Here is a 15,543-nt window from a genome sequence, read left to right on the forward strand (position 1 = left end):
ACTGGAAACTCTAAACTGGAAACTCTAAACTGGAAACTCTAAACAATTAACAATTAACAGCTTCATCCTCCATGGGAACATTTGAGGCACTGGTTTTCTGCACTTGTGCACGCGTAATATTAACGAGTATGGCACTGCCCAAAATGATGGACATTCCAACTAACTGATTGGTATTGATGACCTCATCGGCAAGCAGCCAACCAAGAAAAACGGCTACCACGGGATTGATATAGGCATAGGTGCCTACCACAGCAGATGGTTTCTGCGTAAGCAACCAAGTATAGGCAATGAAAGCTATGATAGAGCCGGCAACGGACAAATATAACACGGCTGACCATGCCCTCCAGCTAATATGGGTAAAAGTGAAAGAGGTCAATTCACCCGCACTCACACTGATCACTGAACAGATAACCGAACCAATGATCAACTGCCAACCCAGGTTAAGATAAATTGACCCGGGCGCGGGGTTAGTCCTGTGATATAAGGTGCCGGCTACCCAGCAAACAGAGCCCAGCAAAACCGCCAATGAGGCGATAAGCTCAAGGCGTACATTTTCGTTCATGGATGTGCCGCTGATAGTATCTTTAAAAAGCAAAAGTATACCTAAAAAACCCAGCACGACCCCGGCTATGATATAGGGATTTGAAAAATATGTCTTCCAGTTCGTTTTATCCATAATTACGAACCAGATGGGCAAGGTGGCCACCAATACGGCCGCATAGCCCGATGCAATATATTGCTCAGACCATATCAATAGCCCCTGTCCCCCTGCCAGTACCACCAAAGCAAGTACGGCATTCTTGACAAGAGCGGAGGCTGTTGGAAACTTTTCTCCCTTAAAAACACAATAACCTACCAATGGCAGTCCAGCAACAATAAATCGCACGGCAGCCATCAAAAAAGGAGGGAAACCTTCCAATCCGATAACAATAGCCAGATATGTGGTGCCCCATATAAAATAAATAGCAGCAAAAGCTGCTATGGTTGCCAGCTTATAAGATAATAATGATCGATCCATAAATAGTGTCTATAGGAAAACTCTAAGTAGCTTTAAGAAAAACGCTTCCGCCAAAGGGCGGGACGAAGTGCCAAAAAAGCGGAGTCCCGTACAACAAAACTGTTGGGATGAGCATTTTTGGAACAAGCGTAACGCAGACACTCAGACATTGGCGTTTTTTCTTAGAGGCACTAAATAGTAAGTTTATAATTTTTGATCATCCAATGGATGATTCAGTATAAACGGATAACCCCAGATTTGGATGGGTTCAGATACGTGATATTTTTTAATCAGGTCGATTAAATTATTTCATTATCCCGGAGTGATAACCACCGGATTAGGCTATGTTTATTGATGGAAGCGTATCGCATCGGGTTATTGCCAACTGAGTTCACGGGCTACAAAGTTCTCCCATTCAATAAATTGATCTTCTTTCATTACACGGGGCGTTTTTACCTGCCCTCCCTTTTTGTTCTTTATTGCATTCCAGTCATAAAATAATCCGGGAGGAATGATCTTGACGATCACATGTTTTAAAGCACGGCTTCGGGCATTTTCGTAGCTGTGGTTAATTTTTTTGAGGCTTTCATCAAGCAGCCTGACGATTTTGTTTTCATCTACAGTGTCTTCGGAGCCAATATACCATTTGTGGGCGTAGTTATTTTCGGTGAGTATGGCTGAGACGGTAAATTCATTAATAGTCATACCTAACTCATCTTCCAACTTCTGAATGGCCCAATTCATATTGTCTACCGAAAGTTTTGAGCCTACTACATTCAGGAAATGCTTTGTCCGGCCGGTAATGATGATCTCGCTTTTCTTTCGATTGACAAACTTTACGGTATCCCCAATTAGATATCTCCAGGCTCCTGATACTGTTGAGATCAGCACTACATATTCCTCATCTTGCCGTATTTCAGCCAGTGGCAATACCTCGGCACCAGGCTTTATTGCACCATTCTCATCGACATTCGCGGCATTGAAAGGTACAAATTCAAAATAGATCCCGTTATCAGTGGCCAGTGCCATGGCATGGGTTTCCGGCCTCGACTGAAAGGCAAGGAAGCCCTCCGAAGCAAAGTAAGTGTCGATATAGATAAGCGGTCGTGCCAACAGTTTTTCCAGTCCTTTTTGATAAGGGCCAAAAGCTACCCCGCCAGTAGCATACACTTCCAGGTTGGGCCATATCTCGTGAATATTACGGATACCATTGTACTCAATAATCTTTTTGAGCATAAGTTCTATCCATGAGGGTATGCCAGATAGTGAGCCAACATCCCAATTCGGAGCCTCCAGGGCAATCCGTTGTATCCTTTCCTCCCAATTGTCTATCCTTAGAATTTCGTCTCCGGGTTTGCAATAGGTTTTAAACCAAAAGGGTATGTTGCTGGCGTTGATGCCGCTAATATCACCCTCTTTGAATATTCCATTCTCAATGAGATTGGTGCTGCTACACAGCATTAATATGTCTTTTTCAAAAAACTCAGGGGGCAGGTCAAAGTTGGCCAGGCAAGTCACTTGTTGTAAGCTGGTCTTACGTGTGGCTTGCAGCATATCTTCCGTTACCGGTATTTTTTTTCTTGCGAGATTTGTGGTGCCTGAGCTATAGGCCATATAGGTGGGTTTACCTGGCCAGGTAACGTCCGCTTCTCCAGCTACTGTTTTATGCCACCATTCCCTGTAGATCTTGTTATGATCATGAACGGGTATAGCTTTTGAAAATGCTTTAGCTACATCAGGAGCCTGAAGAATGGTCGTGAAATTATATTTCCTCCCAAATTGGGTGTCTTTTGCTTTTTGTAGCAGATCAAGTAGCACTCTTTCCTGACAAAGCACAGCCGGATCATCTGCAGATAACCGATCCTTTAGTTCGATAGCTGTCTTTATAATATTTCCAAGTACTGCCATAGGTTTTATATAACATTTCATTATGACACTTGCTAAAATAGTACCCATTATGAAAGTAGGTTTTAAAACACAAGAAATCAGCAGATTCGGAAAGAGGGTGAGTTTTGTTCTACAATTGTGTGGTTGATGTGCAACTTATTCCTTTCCTTTATGGGCACTTTACAACAGACGAAAATCAATGAATGTAGCTATAATAGGCGGAGGAGCTGCAGGCTTTTTTGCCGCCTTGTCTTGCAGGGAGGCACATCCTGATGCCAACATTACCATCTACGAAAAGTCGGGTAAGCTGTTATCCAAGGTAAAGGTTTCAGGAGGAGGGCGTTGCAACGTGACACATGCCTGCTTCAGGATCTCTGAGTTAGTTAAATTCTATCCCAGGGGATCAAAACAGTTAAAGAAAGCCTTTGGCCAGTTCGATACCAACAACACAGTGCAATGGTTCGAAGGAAGAGGAGTGAAGCTCAAATCGGAACCCGACAATAGAATGTTCCCCGTTACCGACAACTCACAAACGGTTATTGATTGCCTGATGCGAGAGGCAAAGCGGGCCGATGTTCATATAACTATGCACTGTCCGGTAATCGGAATAGCTAAAGAGGCATCCGGGTTTTTATTGAAAACCAAAGAGGCAACCTTTGAGGTCGACAAGGTAATAGTGACTACTGGTGGTAGTCCCAAGCAAGAGGGCTTTGACTGGCTCAGGGAGCTTGGGCATGTTATCGAACCACCAGTTCCTTCACTTTTTACATTTAATATGCCAAATGAGCCCATTAAAAAGCTTATGGGGCTTTCAGTGCCCTACGTAGCAGTCAGGGTGCAAGGCACCAGGCTAAATGCGGAGGGGCCGTTATTGATCACCCACTGGGGTATGAGTGGTCCTGCTATTCTTAAGCTTTCAGCCTTTGGCGCCAGGGTTTTACACGAGCTTAATTATGAGTTTAATGTGCAGGTGAGTTGGGTAGGAGTGCTTTCAGAGAGGGAAGTGCAAGAACAGTTAGAGCAGCTTACTGCCTTTCATACCAAAAAAAAGGTGCTGAATCTCAATACATTCGGTTTGCCATCCCGGCTGTGGGGGTTTTTAATTCAAAAGATCGACCTTAGAGAGGACATCACCTGGGGTGAACTGGGTAAGAAAGGACAAAACCGAATGGTGAATATTCTGACCAACGATATCTATAAAGTGCAGGGAAAAACAACCTTTAAAGAAGAATTTGTGACATGCGGAGGCGTAGGTCTTCAGGATGTAGACTTTAATACAATGCAGAGCAGAAAAGTTGAAGGACTTTACTTTGCCGGTGAGGTACTGGACATAGATGGTGTAACCGGAGGCTTTAATTTCCAGGCAGCGTGGACTACTGGTTTTATTGCCGGAAAGCTGTTAGAGTAAGGATCGAGCGGAAAAAAAACTGTAGACTACTTCAAAGAGTAAGGGGTCGCTCGTTTTCTTATAAGAGATTCCGGATATAGATCACCCATATTCGATTAATTTGACTCACCAATCTGCACTTAGCTACACTTTCCCACCATTCAGCTAATAAAGTTGTAATTAGGTCTTGATTTTAATAAATCATGGTGTAGAAGTACCTGGGTACATCTGTTCTCAGGAGCTATTACCAACCTAAAACCAATTATTATGATCAAATCACATTACCTAAAATTATCTTTTGGCAGCTATAAACTGCCATGGATGTTGGCGTTAGTCATATTGGCGAGCCTAAATACAGGAAGGGCTCAACAATATTCTGCTACCTGGACGCAGGGGCAAAGGCTGATGCCGGATTTTACAGGAACGCTAAAGGTTACCAACCACACGTCTTCAGCAGTAGAAGACTATCACGTTGAGTTTGAACTTGACGCGCACTATTTACAGGTAACAAGTTATTCCGGTACTGTCACGAGTCTGGGAAATAACAGATATAAATGGGAGCCACCCTCCTGGGGCGGGGGTACGTCATTGGGAGCCAATGCATCTGTTGATATCTCGGTAAATGCGAAATATGCCGGTATTTCGATACCACCTTTCAATGCTACTATTCAAGGGGCAAACATTTCCGCTACCGGCTTTGAGGTGGAGAACCTGAGTCCCCTTTTTCCTTCTCCCTGCGGACAACCACAGTGTGACCCGGCACCGGGCTATGACCCATCAATGAAGGTCATAGCTTATTATATCTCATGGGGTGTCTATGGGCGTAACTTTCATGTGCAGAACCTGAGGGCAGATAAAATGACGCACATCAATTTTGCTTTTGCTAACATCAATCCCTCTACCTATCGAATCGTGGTTGGAGATGAGTTTGCTGACCTTCAAAAAGAAGGCGGAAGCTTCGATAAGCTGTATCAACTAAAACAGTATTATCCTCACCTGAAAACGCTCATATCAGTAGGTGGCTGGACCTGGTCGACACATTTCTATGAAGCTGCGGCTACGGCCGCCAACAGACAGGCTTTTGCAGAGTCGGTGCGCGAGTTTCTCGTGAAGTACAAGTTTGATGGGGTGGACCTAGATTGGGAGTATCCCGGTGGGGGTGGCAATGATACCGGGAAAGGAGGCCCGGAGGATGGCGCCAACTATACCAGGCTCGTACAGGCAATAAGAGCGGAACTCGATGCACAGGAAGCGATCGATGGTAAACAATACCTGATCACCGCAGCCGTAGGAGCCGGCACTTCCAAGATCAACGCCATGGATGTTCAGGGCTTTTTTGCAGCGGTAGACTGGGCAAACATCATGACCTATGATATGAATGGAGCGTGGGCCAACTACACCGGGCATCATGCTCCTTTGTATAACAGTGCCGGAGATGGCGTGGGCACACATCCGGATGGTAGCCCGGTTATTGATCCTAAATTCAATGTTCATTCTGCAATAAGCCACTACATGGCTGATGGCGCTCCTGCCAATAAGATCACTGTAGGGCTTCCAATCTATAGCAGGGAATGGCGAGATGTTGCTGCTGGTGATTCACACGGCTTATACCAACAATCATCAGCCTCGCAGCCACCTCCCGGCTCCTGGGATGAACCGGGTCAGCCTTCCGGAGTGCATGATTATAAAGACCTTGTAGCGAGCTATATTAATAAAAATGGCTATACCAGGTACTGGGATGACGTAGCCAGCGTGCCTTATTTGTACAATCCCAATCAGTTGGGGGGGCACTTCATTTCTTATGAAGATACGGAGTCACTGGGCCACAAGATCAGCTATATTCATCAGAACAACCTGGCGGGCGCCATGTACTGGGAAGGGACACAAGACGTGCCTTCCGGGCCCAATTCATTGATCGATAAGATCTATAGTGATGTAATGGCGGGTGGGTGTTCTCCTAATTGCCCAAACGTTGATCCACAGGTGAGCATTGTAACACCTGCTAATGGTAGTACTTTTGTTGAAGGCACTGACATTACCATTACAGCATCGGCTTCTGATCCTGATGGACATGTAGTGTTGGTGGAGTTTTACGGAGACGGCCAGAAGTTGGGAGAGGATAATTCGGCCCCATATTCATTTACGTGGTCCGGGGCTGCGGTTGGTGTGCATGAAATTGCTGCAATAGCTACAGACAATGATAATGCCTCGACTATTTCATCTGCCGTAACCATTGAAGTGACGGAGCAAGGTTCCAATCAGCCACCCTCTGTTAGTATCACTGCTCCTGCTGATGGGACAGTTTTCACCACAGCCGATATTATCACCATAACGGCAGAAGCTTCTGATGCTGATGGCTCCGTTTTAAAGGTGGAATTTTTTGAGGGAAATAATAAACTGGGCGAGAACTCTTCGGCACCATATACTTTTAACTGGAGCGGTGTAGTAACAGGTAGCTACTCTATTACTGCCAGAGCTACGGACAATGAGGGACTTATCACCACTTCCCCGGCCGTTCACATAACTGTTGAGCAGCCAGATACAGGTGGGTGTGACGGCTTACCTCAGTATGTAGCCGGCTCTTCCTATTCGCAGGATCAGGACGTTCAGAATATTGGTAATAAATACAATTGCAATATTCCGGGATGGTGCTCTTCTTCCGCTGCCTGGGCTTACGAACCAGGAGTAGGGCAGCATTGGCAGGATGGATGGAGTCTGTTAGGCCCTTGTGGGGATGGCACTGGTAATGCCAGGCCTTCTGTTAGCATCAGCGCTCCTGCGAACAATGCTTCCTTCGATGAAGGTGAAAATATCTCCTTTTCCGCTTTAGCTTCCGACAGCGATGGTACCATTGCATTGGTGGAATATTTCCGTGGAACAACCAAAATAGGTGAGTCAGCCACAAGTCCGTATACCGTTACCTGGACAAACGCTGCAGTGGGTACCTATTCTATCACCGCCAAGGCAACTGATGATCAAGGAGCTCAGGGTACCAGTAGCCCTATTTCCATTACTGTTAACTCGAACTCAACAGGTGGAGACTGCGAAGGAATAGCGGTGTGGTCGGCTTCAGCAATATATCACGGAGGGGATCAGGTTCAATTCAATGGCAATAAATACCAGGCTAACTATTGGACACAAAATAATAACCCCGAAGAGTTCTCGGATCCTTATGAGCACTGGACGCTCGTAGGGCCTTGTAGCAGCGCTTCGGCCCGTTTGGGCCATCAGGCTCAGCATGTGCTGGAAAACATACCGGTTGATTTTGTTCTTCGGCAGAATTATCCCAACCCTTTCACAGAGAATACCACAATAGAGTTTTCTCTTCCTGAAAAACACCCGGTGTCACTGGTTATTTACAACAGTGTGGGTGAGGAGGTAATGCGAATAACTGATGGCAACCCAGAGCCCGGGAAGTATAGTTACGAACTTAATACTACCAACTGGTCGAAAGGACTTTATTACTACCAATTGACCTATAAAGCGAACGTGACTACACTAAAAATGCGTAAGGAATAACCTTAATTCAAGTTGCCACTGCGCCTGGTCGGTGGCAACTTCTGCCTTTTCAAAACCAGTAAAATGAATAGCCGGCTGTAGGCAAAAGGGACGGAAATCCGAAGACCAAGGCTCTCATCGAAGGAGTGTCTTATCAAAGCAGATCTCATCCGATGAATGACAAGAGGAAATTTGAAAAAGTTGACAGTTGGCAAAAGCAGTAGGCAAAAAAGTGTGTGGCGAGTAATAGTCGAGGTCTTCAGTGATATATTTTGGACTCCCGGCTTTGGTCTATTTACTCAATACTAATATCTCAATACTAAATATATGCACATGAAATCTTTATATATACAATACTTATTATCTATCAGGGTAGCAGCTATCCTGACGTTCTGTTTTTCTGGTTTGACATTTACTGCCATTGGGGCGGATGAAGTAGATTGTAGTGGATTACCGGAGTGGAGCGCTTCCGCGGTTTATACCGGGGGAGCTGAGGTACAATATAATGGCCATAAATATCGCGCTAATTACTGGACTCAAAACAATAATCCGGAACAATACTCTGACCCCTATGAGCACTGGACCAATTTGGGTGCCTGTGATGGGGGTACTAATGTCAGCCCGTCTGTAAACATCACACAACCATTAAACGGAGCTACTTTTATAGCAGGAGACAATGTATTAATTGAAGCCAATGCCTCTGATAGTGATGGCAGTGTGGTGAAGGTGGAATTTTATTCGGGTGGTACTAAGCTGGGGGAAGCCACCTCTTCACCATATATTTTTACATGGAGCAATGTTGTGGCAGGAACTTATTCACTTACAGCAAAAGCCACAGATAATGAGGGCGCTTCCAAAACTTCTATAGCGGTGGCTGTTACGGTTAACCAGGATGGAACCGGTGGCAACTGTTCAGGCTTGCCGCAATACAGTGCAGGAACCAGCTATGGCCAGGATCAGGAAGTGCAGAATGTCAATCAGAGGTTCCGTTGCAATATTCCCGGTTGGTGCTCTTCTTCTGCGGCCTGGGCCTATGAACCGGGGGTAGGCATGCATTGGCAGGATGCCTGGACTTCTTTAGGTGATTGTGGTCCGGGAGGAGAAAATGAAGCCCCATCAGTAAGTATCACTTCGCCACTTAACGGTAGTAGCTTTGTTGAGGGAGCTACCATCACAGTTACGGCTAATGCTTCTGATGACGGGCAGGTAACAAAAGTTGAGTTTTACAGAAACGGAACAAAGATAGGAGAGGACTCGAGCAGCCCTTACGAGATAGTATGGTCTAATGCTACGATCGGCTCTTATACTTTAACGGCTAAAGCAACTGATGACAAGGGTGCATCTACCACATCATCCGCAGTATCAGTCATGGTAAGGTCTGATGATAGTGGTGAAGATGGAGACCTGCCTAAGCGGATCATGGTGGGGTACTGGCACAATTTTGATAATGGATCAGGGACAATTAAGCTTCGCAATGTCTCCGATAAGTGGGATGTGATCAACATTGCTTTTGCCGAACCAACAACACATGCCGGTTCTACTATGCAATTCACACCTGATCCTGCTATTTACCCTACTGTGCAGGAATTTAAAGATGACGTGGCGCTACTTCGCAGCAGAGGAAAAAAGGTGCTGATCTCCATCGGAGGTGCTAATGGTGCTATTGAGGTGAGTAGCGCTGCAGGTGCACAGAATTTCAGCAGCAGCATGATCAATATTATTAATACATACGGCTTCAGTGGTATGGATATTGACCTGGAGGGGAGCTCCCTCTCGCTGGTAGCCGGTGATACAGACTTTAGAAATCCGGTGTCACCAAAGATCACCTACTTCATCTCAGCCACTCAGACAGTGCTAAGTAACTATGGGTCTGATTTTATCCTGTCTATGGCGCCAGAAACAGCCTTTGTACAGGGAGGGCACAGCACCTATTCCGGTATCTACGGAGCTTATCTGCCGGTGATCTATGCCCTTAGAGGCCAGATGAATTATATACATGTGCAACATTACAATTCGGGTTGTATGGTTGGCCTGGATGGCAGATGTTATTCGCAAAGCACTCCCGATTTTCATGTGGCCATGGCTGAGATGTTGCTACAGGGGTTTTCCATAGCAGGCAACCCGACAAGTTTCCCTGCTCTAAGACCTGACCAGGTGGCCATAGGACTGCCTGCCTCACCCTCAGCAGCGGGAGGTGGATATACTACCCCCGCTAATGTTCACAAGGCATTGGATTACCTCATCAAAGGTATTCCTTTTGGGGGGAGTTATACCCTGCGAAATTCCAGTGGATATTTTGATTTCAGAGGGCTTATGACCTGGTCCATCAACTGGGACATAGCCAATGGCTATGAATTTTCGAACAACCACAGAGCCTATCTGGATGCATTGGACGGTGCTTCAATGGCAAGAGTGGCTTCTACAGCTCAGGTTGAAAAGCAGGATACAGAGGTAATTAATCACCCGAATCCATTTGTGTCATCCACCACGATACATTTTACAGTGGAGCAGGAGGCCCACACCTCGCTGGTGATATATAATACCGTGGGGAAAAGAGTGGCTGTATTGGCCGATGATATTTTTGCACCGGGGCATCATGCCATACAATGGAATGCAGAACAGGCGCCTACAGGGGTCTACTTCTTTAGATTGACCTCCGGTGGTAAGGCAACGACCTATAAGATGTATAAAGACTAGTATTATAACCCTCCAAGGGTTTTGGAACCCTTGGAGGGTTAGTATACGATCTCGGGCGCTCTCTTAGTACAAGCCGTATGCCCATCTGATCATTTCTCTGTCACCACTTGTCCATGCTGCTATATTATATTGCCATCCACTGGGTATATTTGGATGCATTATGGAATTATAATCTGTATATGGGGTGCCGGGAATATGATAGGCGCCAGGTTGATTGGTATGCCAGTACCCGAGGTTGTGGCCTAGTTCATGTACCATTAATCCTACTTTATCTCCATAACTTTGATTATGACGGTGATACGTGTTGATCCACATCCAGGACCCAACGTTTCCATTACCATGGGGAAACGCGGCATATGCCCATGCGGATGCACTGCTGTTGTAATAGCCTGATACTACTATGTCAGCCTCGCTTCTGATATTAGTAAATGAAATATTTATGTTAGGACTAATATTACTCCAGTGTTTCGCTGCGTAGTATAATGGTCCGCCATATAAATGGTTGGGAAAGGTGGCGTCTTTATATATTTTCACATCTCTGGTATAAGAGTAATACATCCAGCCACCATTCCAACGCTGTTCCTCAGCAGGTTGTTCACTGTTGAAGTTTTCAGCCATTTTTTTATCAAAGACTATATCAACTCCTTTAACGTAGTAAAAGCCGTCCTCAATATAGATATCCTTTGCGTCAAACCCTTTATCGCTAATCAGTTCAACCATTTTAGCATCCGGTGGTTCTTGCTGAAGTTCTGCCAAAGCGCCATCATCTTCCTGGCAGGAAAACATTAATCCCATGCCAAATAAAAGGTATGTTAGTGTGATAAATTTATTTTTTGCTGTCATAATTGGTATTATGGTTTAAGGTTCATTGCTAACTTAAAGGGATTTTATACTAATTAATTGGTCTTTATTTTCTACTCCTGATACTATTTTAACGTGAGTTCGGCATAGGAGAACCGATTAAAGGTATGCATATCAGAAAACAGCCGAAAAAACTGGTAATCTTGTTACATGGTTTTCAGAAGAAAATAAAACACTCCGCTACCATATAGTCCTCTGCTTTTTGCTCAAAATCAGATCGTCCCTTACTTCCTTTTTTACCGTACTTCTGATCAAACAGCTCGTTAATCGTTTTTGGATTCTTTGTCATCATAGTACTCTTTTCTTAATTTTTTGCTCGTTCTATTTCCTTTCGCGGGCTCGTTCGATTTTGGATATGTAGCTACGTTTTACGTTGAGTTTTTCTGCCAACCGTTGTTGTGTTAAGGCTTTTTTTGCAATTCTTTAACCATCAAGTGATATCCGGCTTTCAGCTTTATGCAAGATTATTGAGGCAGGGCCAGGTGGGGCAGGTTAAATATCAGCGTTGAGTTATAGCCTGCCAACGTCAGAGGACTGTCCCGGTTGCCAACACGCTCCTTCTCCCGATATGAAATAATATGAAATATGGGAAATCGGATTGGATGGCACCCTTAACTTTAGTGGGGATTTAGTGTGAGGTCATCAATACAACTTCAGCTTCACCCCCAGGGCGAGGCTAAATATATCTGTGATACTCAGGTATTTCGTATTTTGAATATAACTCAAAAATTCCAGATCGTAGGTCCCTAATTCATAGTAAAAATCCAGACCTTTAACTTTTTGCTCACTTTTTAGCGGCATTTGTAGTCTGCCACCGATAAACGCCCCGAAACGCAACGAGGTTGCCCACCAATAGTATCCCTTAGGGTACTCATTGGGAAGTAGGGTGTCAAACTGACTTCCGAATGAATAGCTCAGGTAAGGCCCGATAGAAAAAGGGATGAGAGTTAACTCTTCTCCTAAATTCGTTTTCCAGGGAGAATAGGTCATTTTACCGGTCAGGCTTACAATATGATCTCCTCCGATGGATTTGGGTAAAAAGCCCAACATCAGATCCGTTTCCAGCTTTCCCTTTCCATGAAGATAGCCCGGACCAGCAGATAGAAAGCCGATGTTGCCGGCAAATTGTACCTTTGTATGATTCGGAATATACCATTTTTTATCCCTCTGATCGTACTGCCCTTTTAAGGTGGATACAGAGAAGAGGAATAAGATCAGGATTATAGTAGTCTGCCGCATCAGTAGTTAATTACTTCTATTTGTGTTTCTTGTGAAGACATCGTCACAACAATATACCCCCGCTTTTGCATGCTGGTGGTAACAAAATAACGGGTACCGTCATCATAGTATTCATTATCAAAAAAGGAATGCCGATGCGCATGAAGAGATAGCTCCACATTTGGGTCCTCAGCTAGCAATTGTGCATACTCTTGCTCAAGGTTGGGATCAAAATCACCATCAAAAGGTGGAATATGAGACATTACTACCGTCTTTTTGTTAGCTGTATTATCCTCCAATTGCTGTTTCAGCCACATCAAATCGGGCACAGTTCCATTGAAATTAAATTCCCTGGAATTTGTATTGAGCATAATAAATCTGTAATTGCCATACTCAAAGGTATAATCAAGCTCTCCGTACATCTCGCGGTATACTTTTCTGCCATTGGCCAAAAGGTCATGATTACCGATCACTGTGAGGTAAGGTACCTTTAAGCCGGACATTATCTCATGTATCCATTTGAATTCCTGCACCAGTCCAAAATCAGAGATGTCACCGCCATGAACCACAAAATCGATGTTGGCTAATTGGTTGACGCTCTTTACAAAATCATCAGACTCATCATAGAAGCGCTGCGTATCGCCCATGAAAACGAATCTAATGGTTTCAGAGGGAGTTGTTTCTTGCAGTTTGGCAATATTTTTAGCGGTCAAATCCTTTTCATCATCTTCAAGAATAATTTGATTCGGATTATATTCAAAACATGCCTGCAGTGTGACGCAAAGCAGAATTAAAATAGTATATAATGATCGTCTCATTGCACTTATATTCATCACTAAAACGGAAGGATGAATAAAAGTGTTACTATGAAATGAGCATAAATTTTAGGCATCCTCAAATTATTGAGATCCCGATAGTTAGTTATATTCAATGGGGACAGCTCCCCGATAGCGATCAGGACAGGAATGAATAGTGGACAGCAGACAAAATCAGCAGGCAAAGGTGTGGGTAATAGGCGAAAGCCTCCAGGAATGTAGTCGGACTTCAGTCTACGGTCTTCGGTCTTCCCACCCCAAACATTCATCGGATGAGACTTTCTTTGTGAAGACACTCATCCGATGAAAAGTACGTTCCACATACTGTGGTGGTTATTGCACGTTATTTCGACACTTCTAAACAATCTCTTCTCTCAAAACCATCTGAAACCTGCCAATAAAGACGGTACAATTTTTTCATCTCTATGATTATACAATGTAAAAACTTTAGAAGCCATGATAGAGATACTAACAAAAGTGCATGACGATACTCTGGCCATAAGAATGAGTGGTGAAATCACCTCGAGCGATTATGATCTTATCATTCCACTGCTGGAAGATAAGATCAGGATTCATGGTAAGATCAATCTGTACTGTGAAATGGAAGAATTGGATGAGGTAGAACCTAAGGCGGTCTGGAAGGATCTTAAGTTTGATATTAAGCATTTCAATGACTTCAAGAGAGTGGCAATAGTAGGTGACAAGCAGTGGCTCGAGTGGGGCGCGAAGTTTGCCAAACCCTTTACCTCAGCTAAAGTGAAGTACTTCGACAAAACTGAAAAAGCAACTGCTATGGAGTGGGTAATGTTAAGTGAAACTGAGGAACATCGGAGGTAAGATTAGTTATAATATGCCGGAACAAGTTATCGAACTGCTGAAAGAACAGCATGAAGAAAAACCAGTTAGAGAATTAAATGACCTGGGAATTAGAAAAACCGAGAGGCCGCGCCTGGTGATCCTGGGGGGTGGTTTTGGCGGCTTGCATCTTATTCGTGCGTTAAGGAAGCAGGACTTCCAGGTTGTGCTCATCGATAAGCAGAATCATCACACTTTTCAGCCCCTGCTGTACCAGGTGGCAACCTCTGGTTTAGAGGCAGATTCGATTGCCTACCCACTAAGAAAACCGCTTAACGCTCATCCCGACTGCCATTTCAGAATGGTAGAAGTGACAGAAGTGGTGCCGGAAAAGAACCTGGTAGTAACCAATGGAGGCACACTGCGGTATGATTACCTAGTGATCGCTACCGGGGCGCGAACTAATTATTTCGGGATGAAGGATATTGAACGTCATGCCTTGCCGATGAAGAGCATTTCCGATGCTATCGGGATCAGAAACAGGTTATTGCGCAATTATGAAGAGGCGCTTCTTATCAATGATCCTGAGCAAAAGGATCAATTGATGAATGTTGTGATTGCCGGTGGCGGACCAACCGGTGTTGAGCTGGCGGGGGCTATTGCTGAATTCAAGAAGTATATCATGCCGCATGATTATCCTGATTTGGATGTAAAATCAGCAAAAATCCACCTCATTGAATTGACACCTGAATTATTGCCGGCTATGTCTGATGAAGCTTCTCAAAAAGCTGAAGAATACCTGAGGCAATTGAGCGTGATCATTAAAACAAACACAAAAATTGAAGGTTACGATGGCCGGGTAGTACGCACCGATGCAGGAAATATTCCCGCCAGGGTCATGCTATGGACTGGCGGAGTATCGGGGGCCATTCTTCCGGGACTTGGTAAAGGTTTGGTTACCAAAAAAGGAAGAATAAAAGCCAATGCTTCTGGAAGGGTGAAAGGGTATGATAATGTATTTGCTATAGGAGATGTTGCCCAAATCGAGACGAAAAATTATCCCCAGGGTCATCCACAACTGGCTTCTGTAGCCGTTCAGCAGGGAAAATTTTTAGCTACAAATCTTACCCGCCATATCAAGGGCAAGGAATTAAAGGAATTTCACTACATCAATAAAGGCACTATGGCCACTGTGGGCAGAAAAAAGGCAGTGGTAGACATGAAGAAGTGGAAGTTTCATGGGGCAGCGGCATGGCTGGTATGGTTGAGTGTACATCTGTACTCCTTAGTAGGCTTTAAAAATAAGGTGGTGACTTTCATCAACTGGGCATGGAACTACTTCAATCATGACCGGGAGACAAGGCTTATTATTAAAGACTGATCAGAAT

At 44.5% G+C, this 15,543-nt stretch carries 12 protein-coding genes; 5 read left to right on the top strand and 7 right to left on the bottom strand.

Features of this window, described 5'->3' with window-relative positions; all coding sequences use genetic code 11:
- Positions 1 to 46 precede the first annotated feature (46 nt).
- Both C900_RS01875 and C900_RS01880 read right to left on the bottom strand, forming a co-directional pair.
- Positions 47 to 1,018, bottom strand: coding sequence for an EamA family transporter (locus C900_RS01875; protein WP_009577853.1), 972 nt, complete (start codon positions 1,016 to 1,018; stop codon positions 47 to 49).
- A 354-nt stretch (positions 1,019 to 1,372) separates the two neighbouring features.
- The gene (locus tag C900_RS01880; protein ID WP_009577854.1) at positions 1,373 to 2,905 is read right to left on the bottom strand and encodes a GH3 family acyl-acid amido synthetase; all 1,533 of its coding nucleotides are present in this window, start codon (positions 2,903 to 2,905) and stop codon (positions 1,373 to 1,375) included.
- Between the two features lie 178 nt (positions 2,906 to 3,083).
- Between C900_RS01880 and C900_RS01885 the strand changes: the two genes are divergently transcribed.
- The 3 genes from C900_RS01885 to C900_RS27995 all read left to right on the top strand — a co-directional run bounded on the left by C900_RS01885 (position 3,084) and on the right by C900_RS27995 (position 10,466).
- Positions 3,084 to 4,292: a BaiN/RdsA family NAD(P)/FAD-dependent oxidoreductase gene (locus C900_RS01885; RefSeq protein WP_009577855.1), complete on the top strand. Its 1,209-nt coding sequence runs from the start codon at positions 3,084 to 3,086 to the stop codon at positions 4,290 to 4,292.
- A 246-nt stretch (positions 4,293 to 4,538) separates the two neighbouring features.
- Positions 4,539 to 7,790 carry a glycosyl hydrolase family 18 protein gene (locus tag C900_RS27990; RefSeq protein ID WP_009577856.1) on the top strand — a complete coding sequence of 1,084 codons (3,252 nt, stop codon included), beginning with the start codon at positions 4,539 to 4,541 and terminating at the stop codon, positions 7,788 to 7,790.
- Positions 7,791 to 8,102: 312 nt separating this feature from the next.
- The gene (locus C900_RS27995) at positions 8,103 to 10,466 is read left to right on the top strand and encodes an Ig-like domain-containing protein (RefSeq protein ID WP_009577857.1); all 2,364 of its coding nucleotides are present in this window, start codon (positions 8,103 to 8,105) and stop codon (positions 10,464 to 10,466) included.
- Between the two features lie 63 nt (positions 10,467 to 10,529).
- Here C900_RS27995 and C900_RS01900 read toward each other — a convergent pair whose 3' ends face one another.
- The 5 genes from C900_RS01900 to C900_RS01915 form a co-directional block, all read right to left on the bottom strand.
- Positions 10,530 to 11,309 (bottom strand): zinc metalloprotease, encoded by a 780-nt coding sequence (locus C900_RS01900; protein ID WP_009577858.1) that lies wholly within the window; start codon positions 11,307 to 11,309, stop codon positions 10,530 to 10,532.
- Between the two features lie 175 nt (positions 11,310 to 11,484).
- Positions 11,485 to 11,619 carry a hypothetical protein gene (locus C900_RS30795; RefSeq protein ID WP_009577859.1) on the bottom strand — a complete coding sequence of 45 codons (135 nt, stop codon included), beginning with the start codon at positions 11,617 to 11,619 and terminating at the stop codon, positions 11,485 to 11,487.
- Between the two features lie 29 nt (positions 11,620 to 11,648).
- Entirely contained in the window at positions 11,649 to 11,747 is a 99-nt protein-coding gene (locus tag C900_RS31000; protein ID WP_083867419.1) for a helix-turn-helix domain-containing protein, read from the bottom strand.
- Between the two features lie 222 nt (positions 11,748 to 11,969).
- Positions 11,970 to 12,566 (bottom strand): hypothetical protein, encoded by a 597-nt coding sequence (locus tag C900_RS01910; RefSeq protein ID WP_009577860.1) that lies wholly within the window; start codon positions 12,564 to 12,566, stop codon positions 11,970 to 11,972.
- The gene (locus C900_RS01915) at positions 12,566 to 13,363 is read right to left on the bottom strand and encodes a metallophosphoesterase family protein (protein WP_040495279.1); all 798 of its coding nucleotides are present in this window, start codon (positions 13,361 to 13,363) and stop codon (positions 12,566 to 12,568) included. Before C900_RS01915 ends, C900_RS01910 begins: the two co-directional genes overlap by 1 nt.
- A 453-nt stretch (positions 13,364 to 13,816) precedes the next feature.
- Here C900_RS01915 and C900_RS01920 point away from each other — a divergent pair, with 453 nt between their 5' ends.
- Together C900_RS01920 and C900_RS01925 are read left to right on the top strand one after the other, a co-directional pair.
- On the top strand, positions 13,817 to 14,197 hold the full coding sequence (locus C900_RS01920) for a SpoIIAA family protein (RefSeq protein ID WP_009577862.1): 381 nt from the start codon (positions 13,817 to 13,819) through the stop codon (positions 14,195 to 14,197).
- Between the two features lie 13 nt (positions 14,198 to 14,210).
- Positions 14,211 to 15,536 carry an NAD(P)/FAD-dependent oxidoreductase gene (locus C900_RS01925; RefSeq protein WP_009577863.1) on the top strand — a complete coding sequence of 442 codons (1,326 nt, stop codon included), beginning with the start codon at positions 14,211 to 14,213 and terminating at the stop codon, positions 15,534 to 15,536.
- Positions 15,537 to 15,543 lie beyond the last annotated feature (7 nt).

The sequence above is a fragment of the Fulvivirga imtechensis AK7 genome, assembly GCF_000331535.1.
Taxonomy (GTDB): Bacteria; Bacteroidota; Bacteroidia; order Cytophagales; family Cyclobacteriaceae; genus Fulvivirga; species Fulvivirga imtechensis.

What these genes read in the sequence shown, in the direction of transcription:
- C900_RS01875 (WP_009577853.1), bottom strand. Translation starts at nt 1,018, where the DNA reads ATGGATCGATCATTATTATCTTATAAGCTGGCAACCATAGCAGCTTTT.
- C900_RS01880 (WP_009577854.1), bottom strand. Translation starts at nt 2,905, where the DNA reads ATGGCAGTACTTGGAAATATTATAAAGACAGCTATCGAACTAAAGGAT.
- C900_RS01885 (WP_009577855.1), top strand. Translation starts at nt 3,084, where the DNA reads ATGAATGTAGCTATAATAGGCGGAGGAGCTGCAGGCTTTTTTGCCGCC.
- C900_RS27990 (WP_009577856.1), top strand. Translation starts at nt 4,539, where the DNA reads ATGATCAAATCACATTACCTAAAATTATCTTTTGGCAGCTATAAACTG.
- C900_RS27995 (WP_009577857.1), top strand. Translation starts at nt 8,103, where the DNA reads ATGAAATCTTTATATATACAATACTTATTATCTATCAGGGTAGCAGCT.
- C900_RS01900 (WP_009577858.1), bottom strand. Translation starts at nt 11,309, where the DNA reads ATGACAGCAAAAAATAAATTTATCACACTAACATACCTTTTATTTGGC.
- C900_RS30795 (WP_009577859.1), bottom strand. Translation starts at nt 11,619, where the DNA reads ATGATGACAAAGAATCCAAAAACGATTAACGAGCTGTTTGATCAGAAG.
- C900_RS01910 (WP_009577860.1), bottom strand. Translation starts at nt 12,566, where the DNA reads ATGCGGCAGACTACTATAATCCTGATCTTATTCCTCTTCTCTGTATCC.
- C900_RS01915 (WP_040495279.1), bottom strand. Translation starts at nt 13,363, where the DNA reads ATGAGACGATCATTATATACTATTTTAATTCTGCTTTGCGTCACACTG.
- C900_RS01920 (WP_009577862.1), top strand. Translation starts at nt 13,817, where the DNA reads ATGATAGAGATACTAACAAAAGTGCATGACGATACTCTGGCCATAAGA.
- C900_RS01925 (WP_009577863.1), top strand. Translation starts at nt 14,211, where the DNA reads ATGCCGGAACAAGTTATCGAACTGCTGAAAGAACAGCATGAAGAAAAA.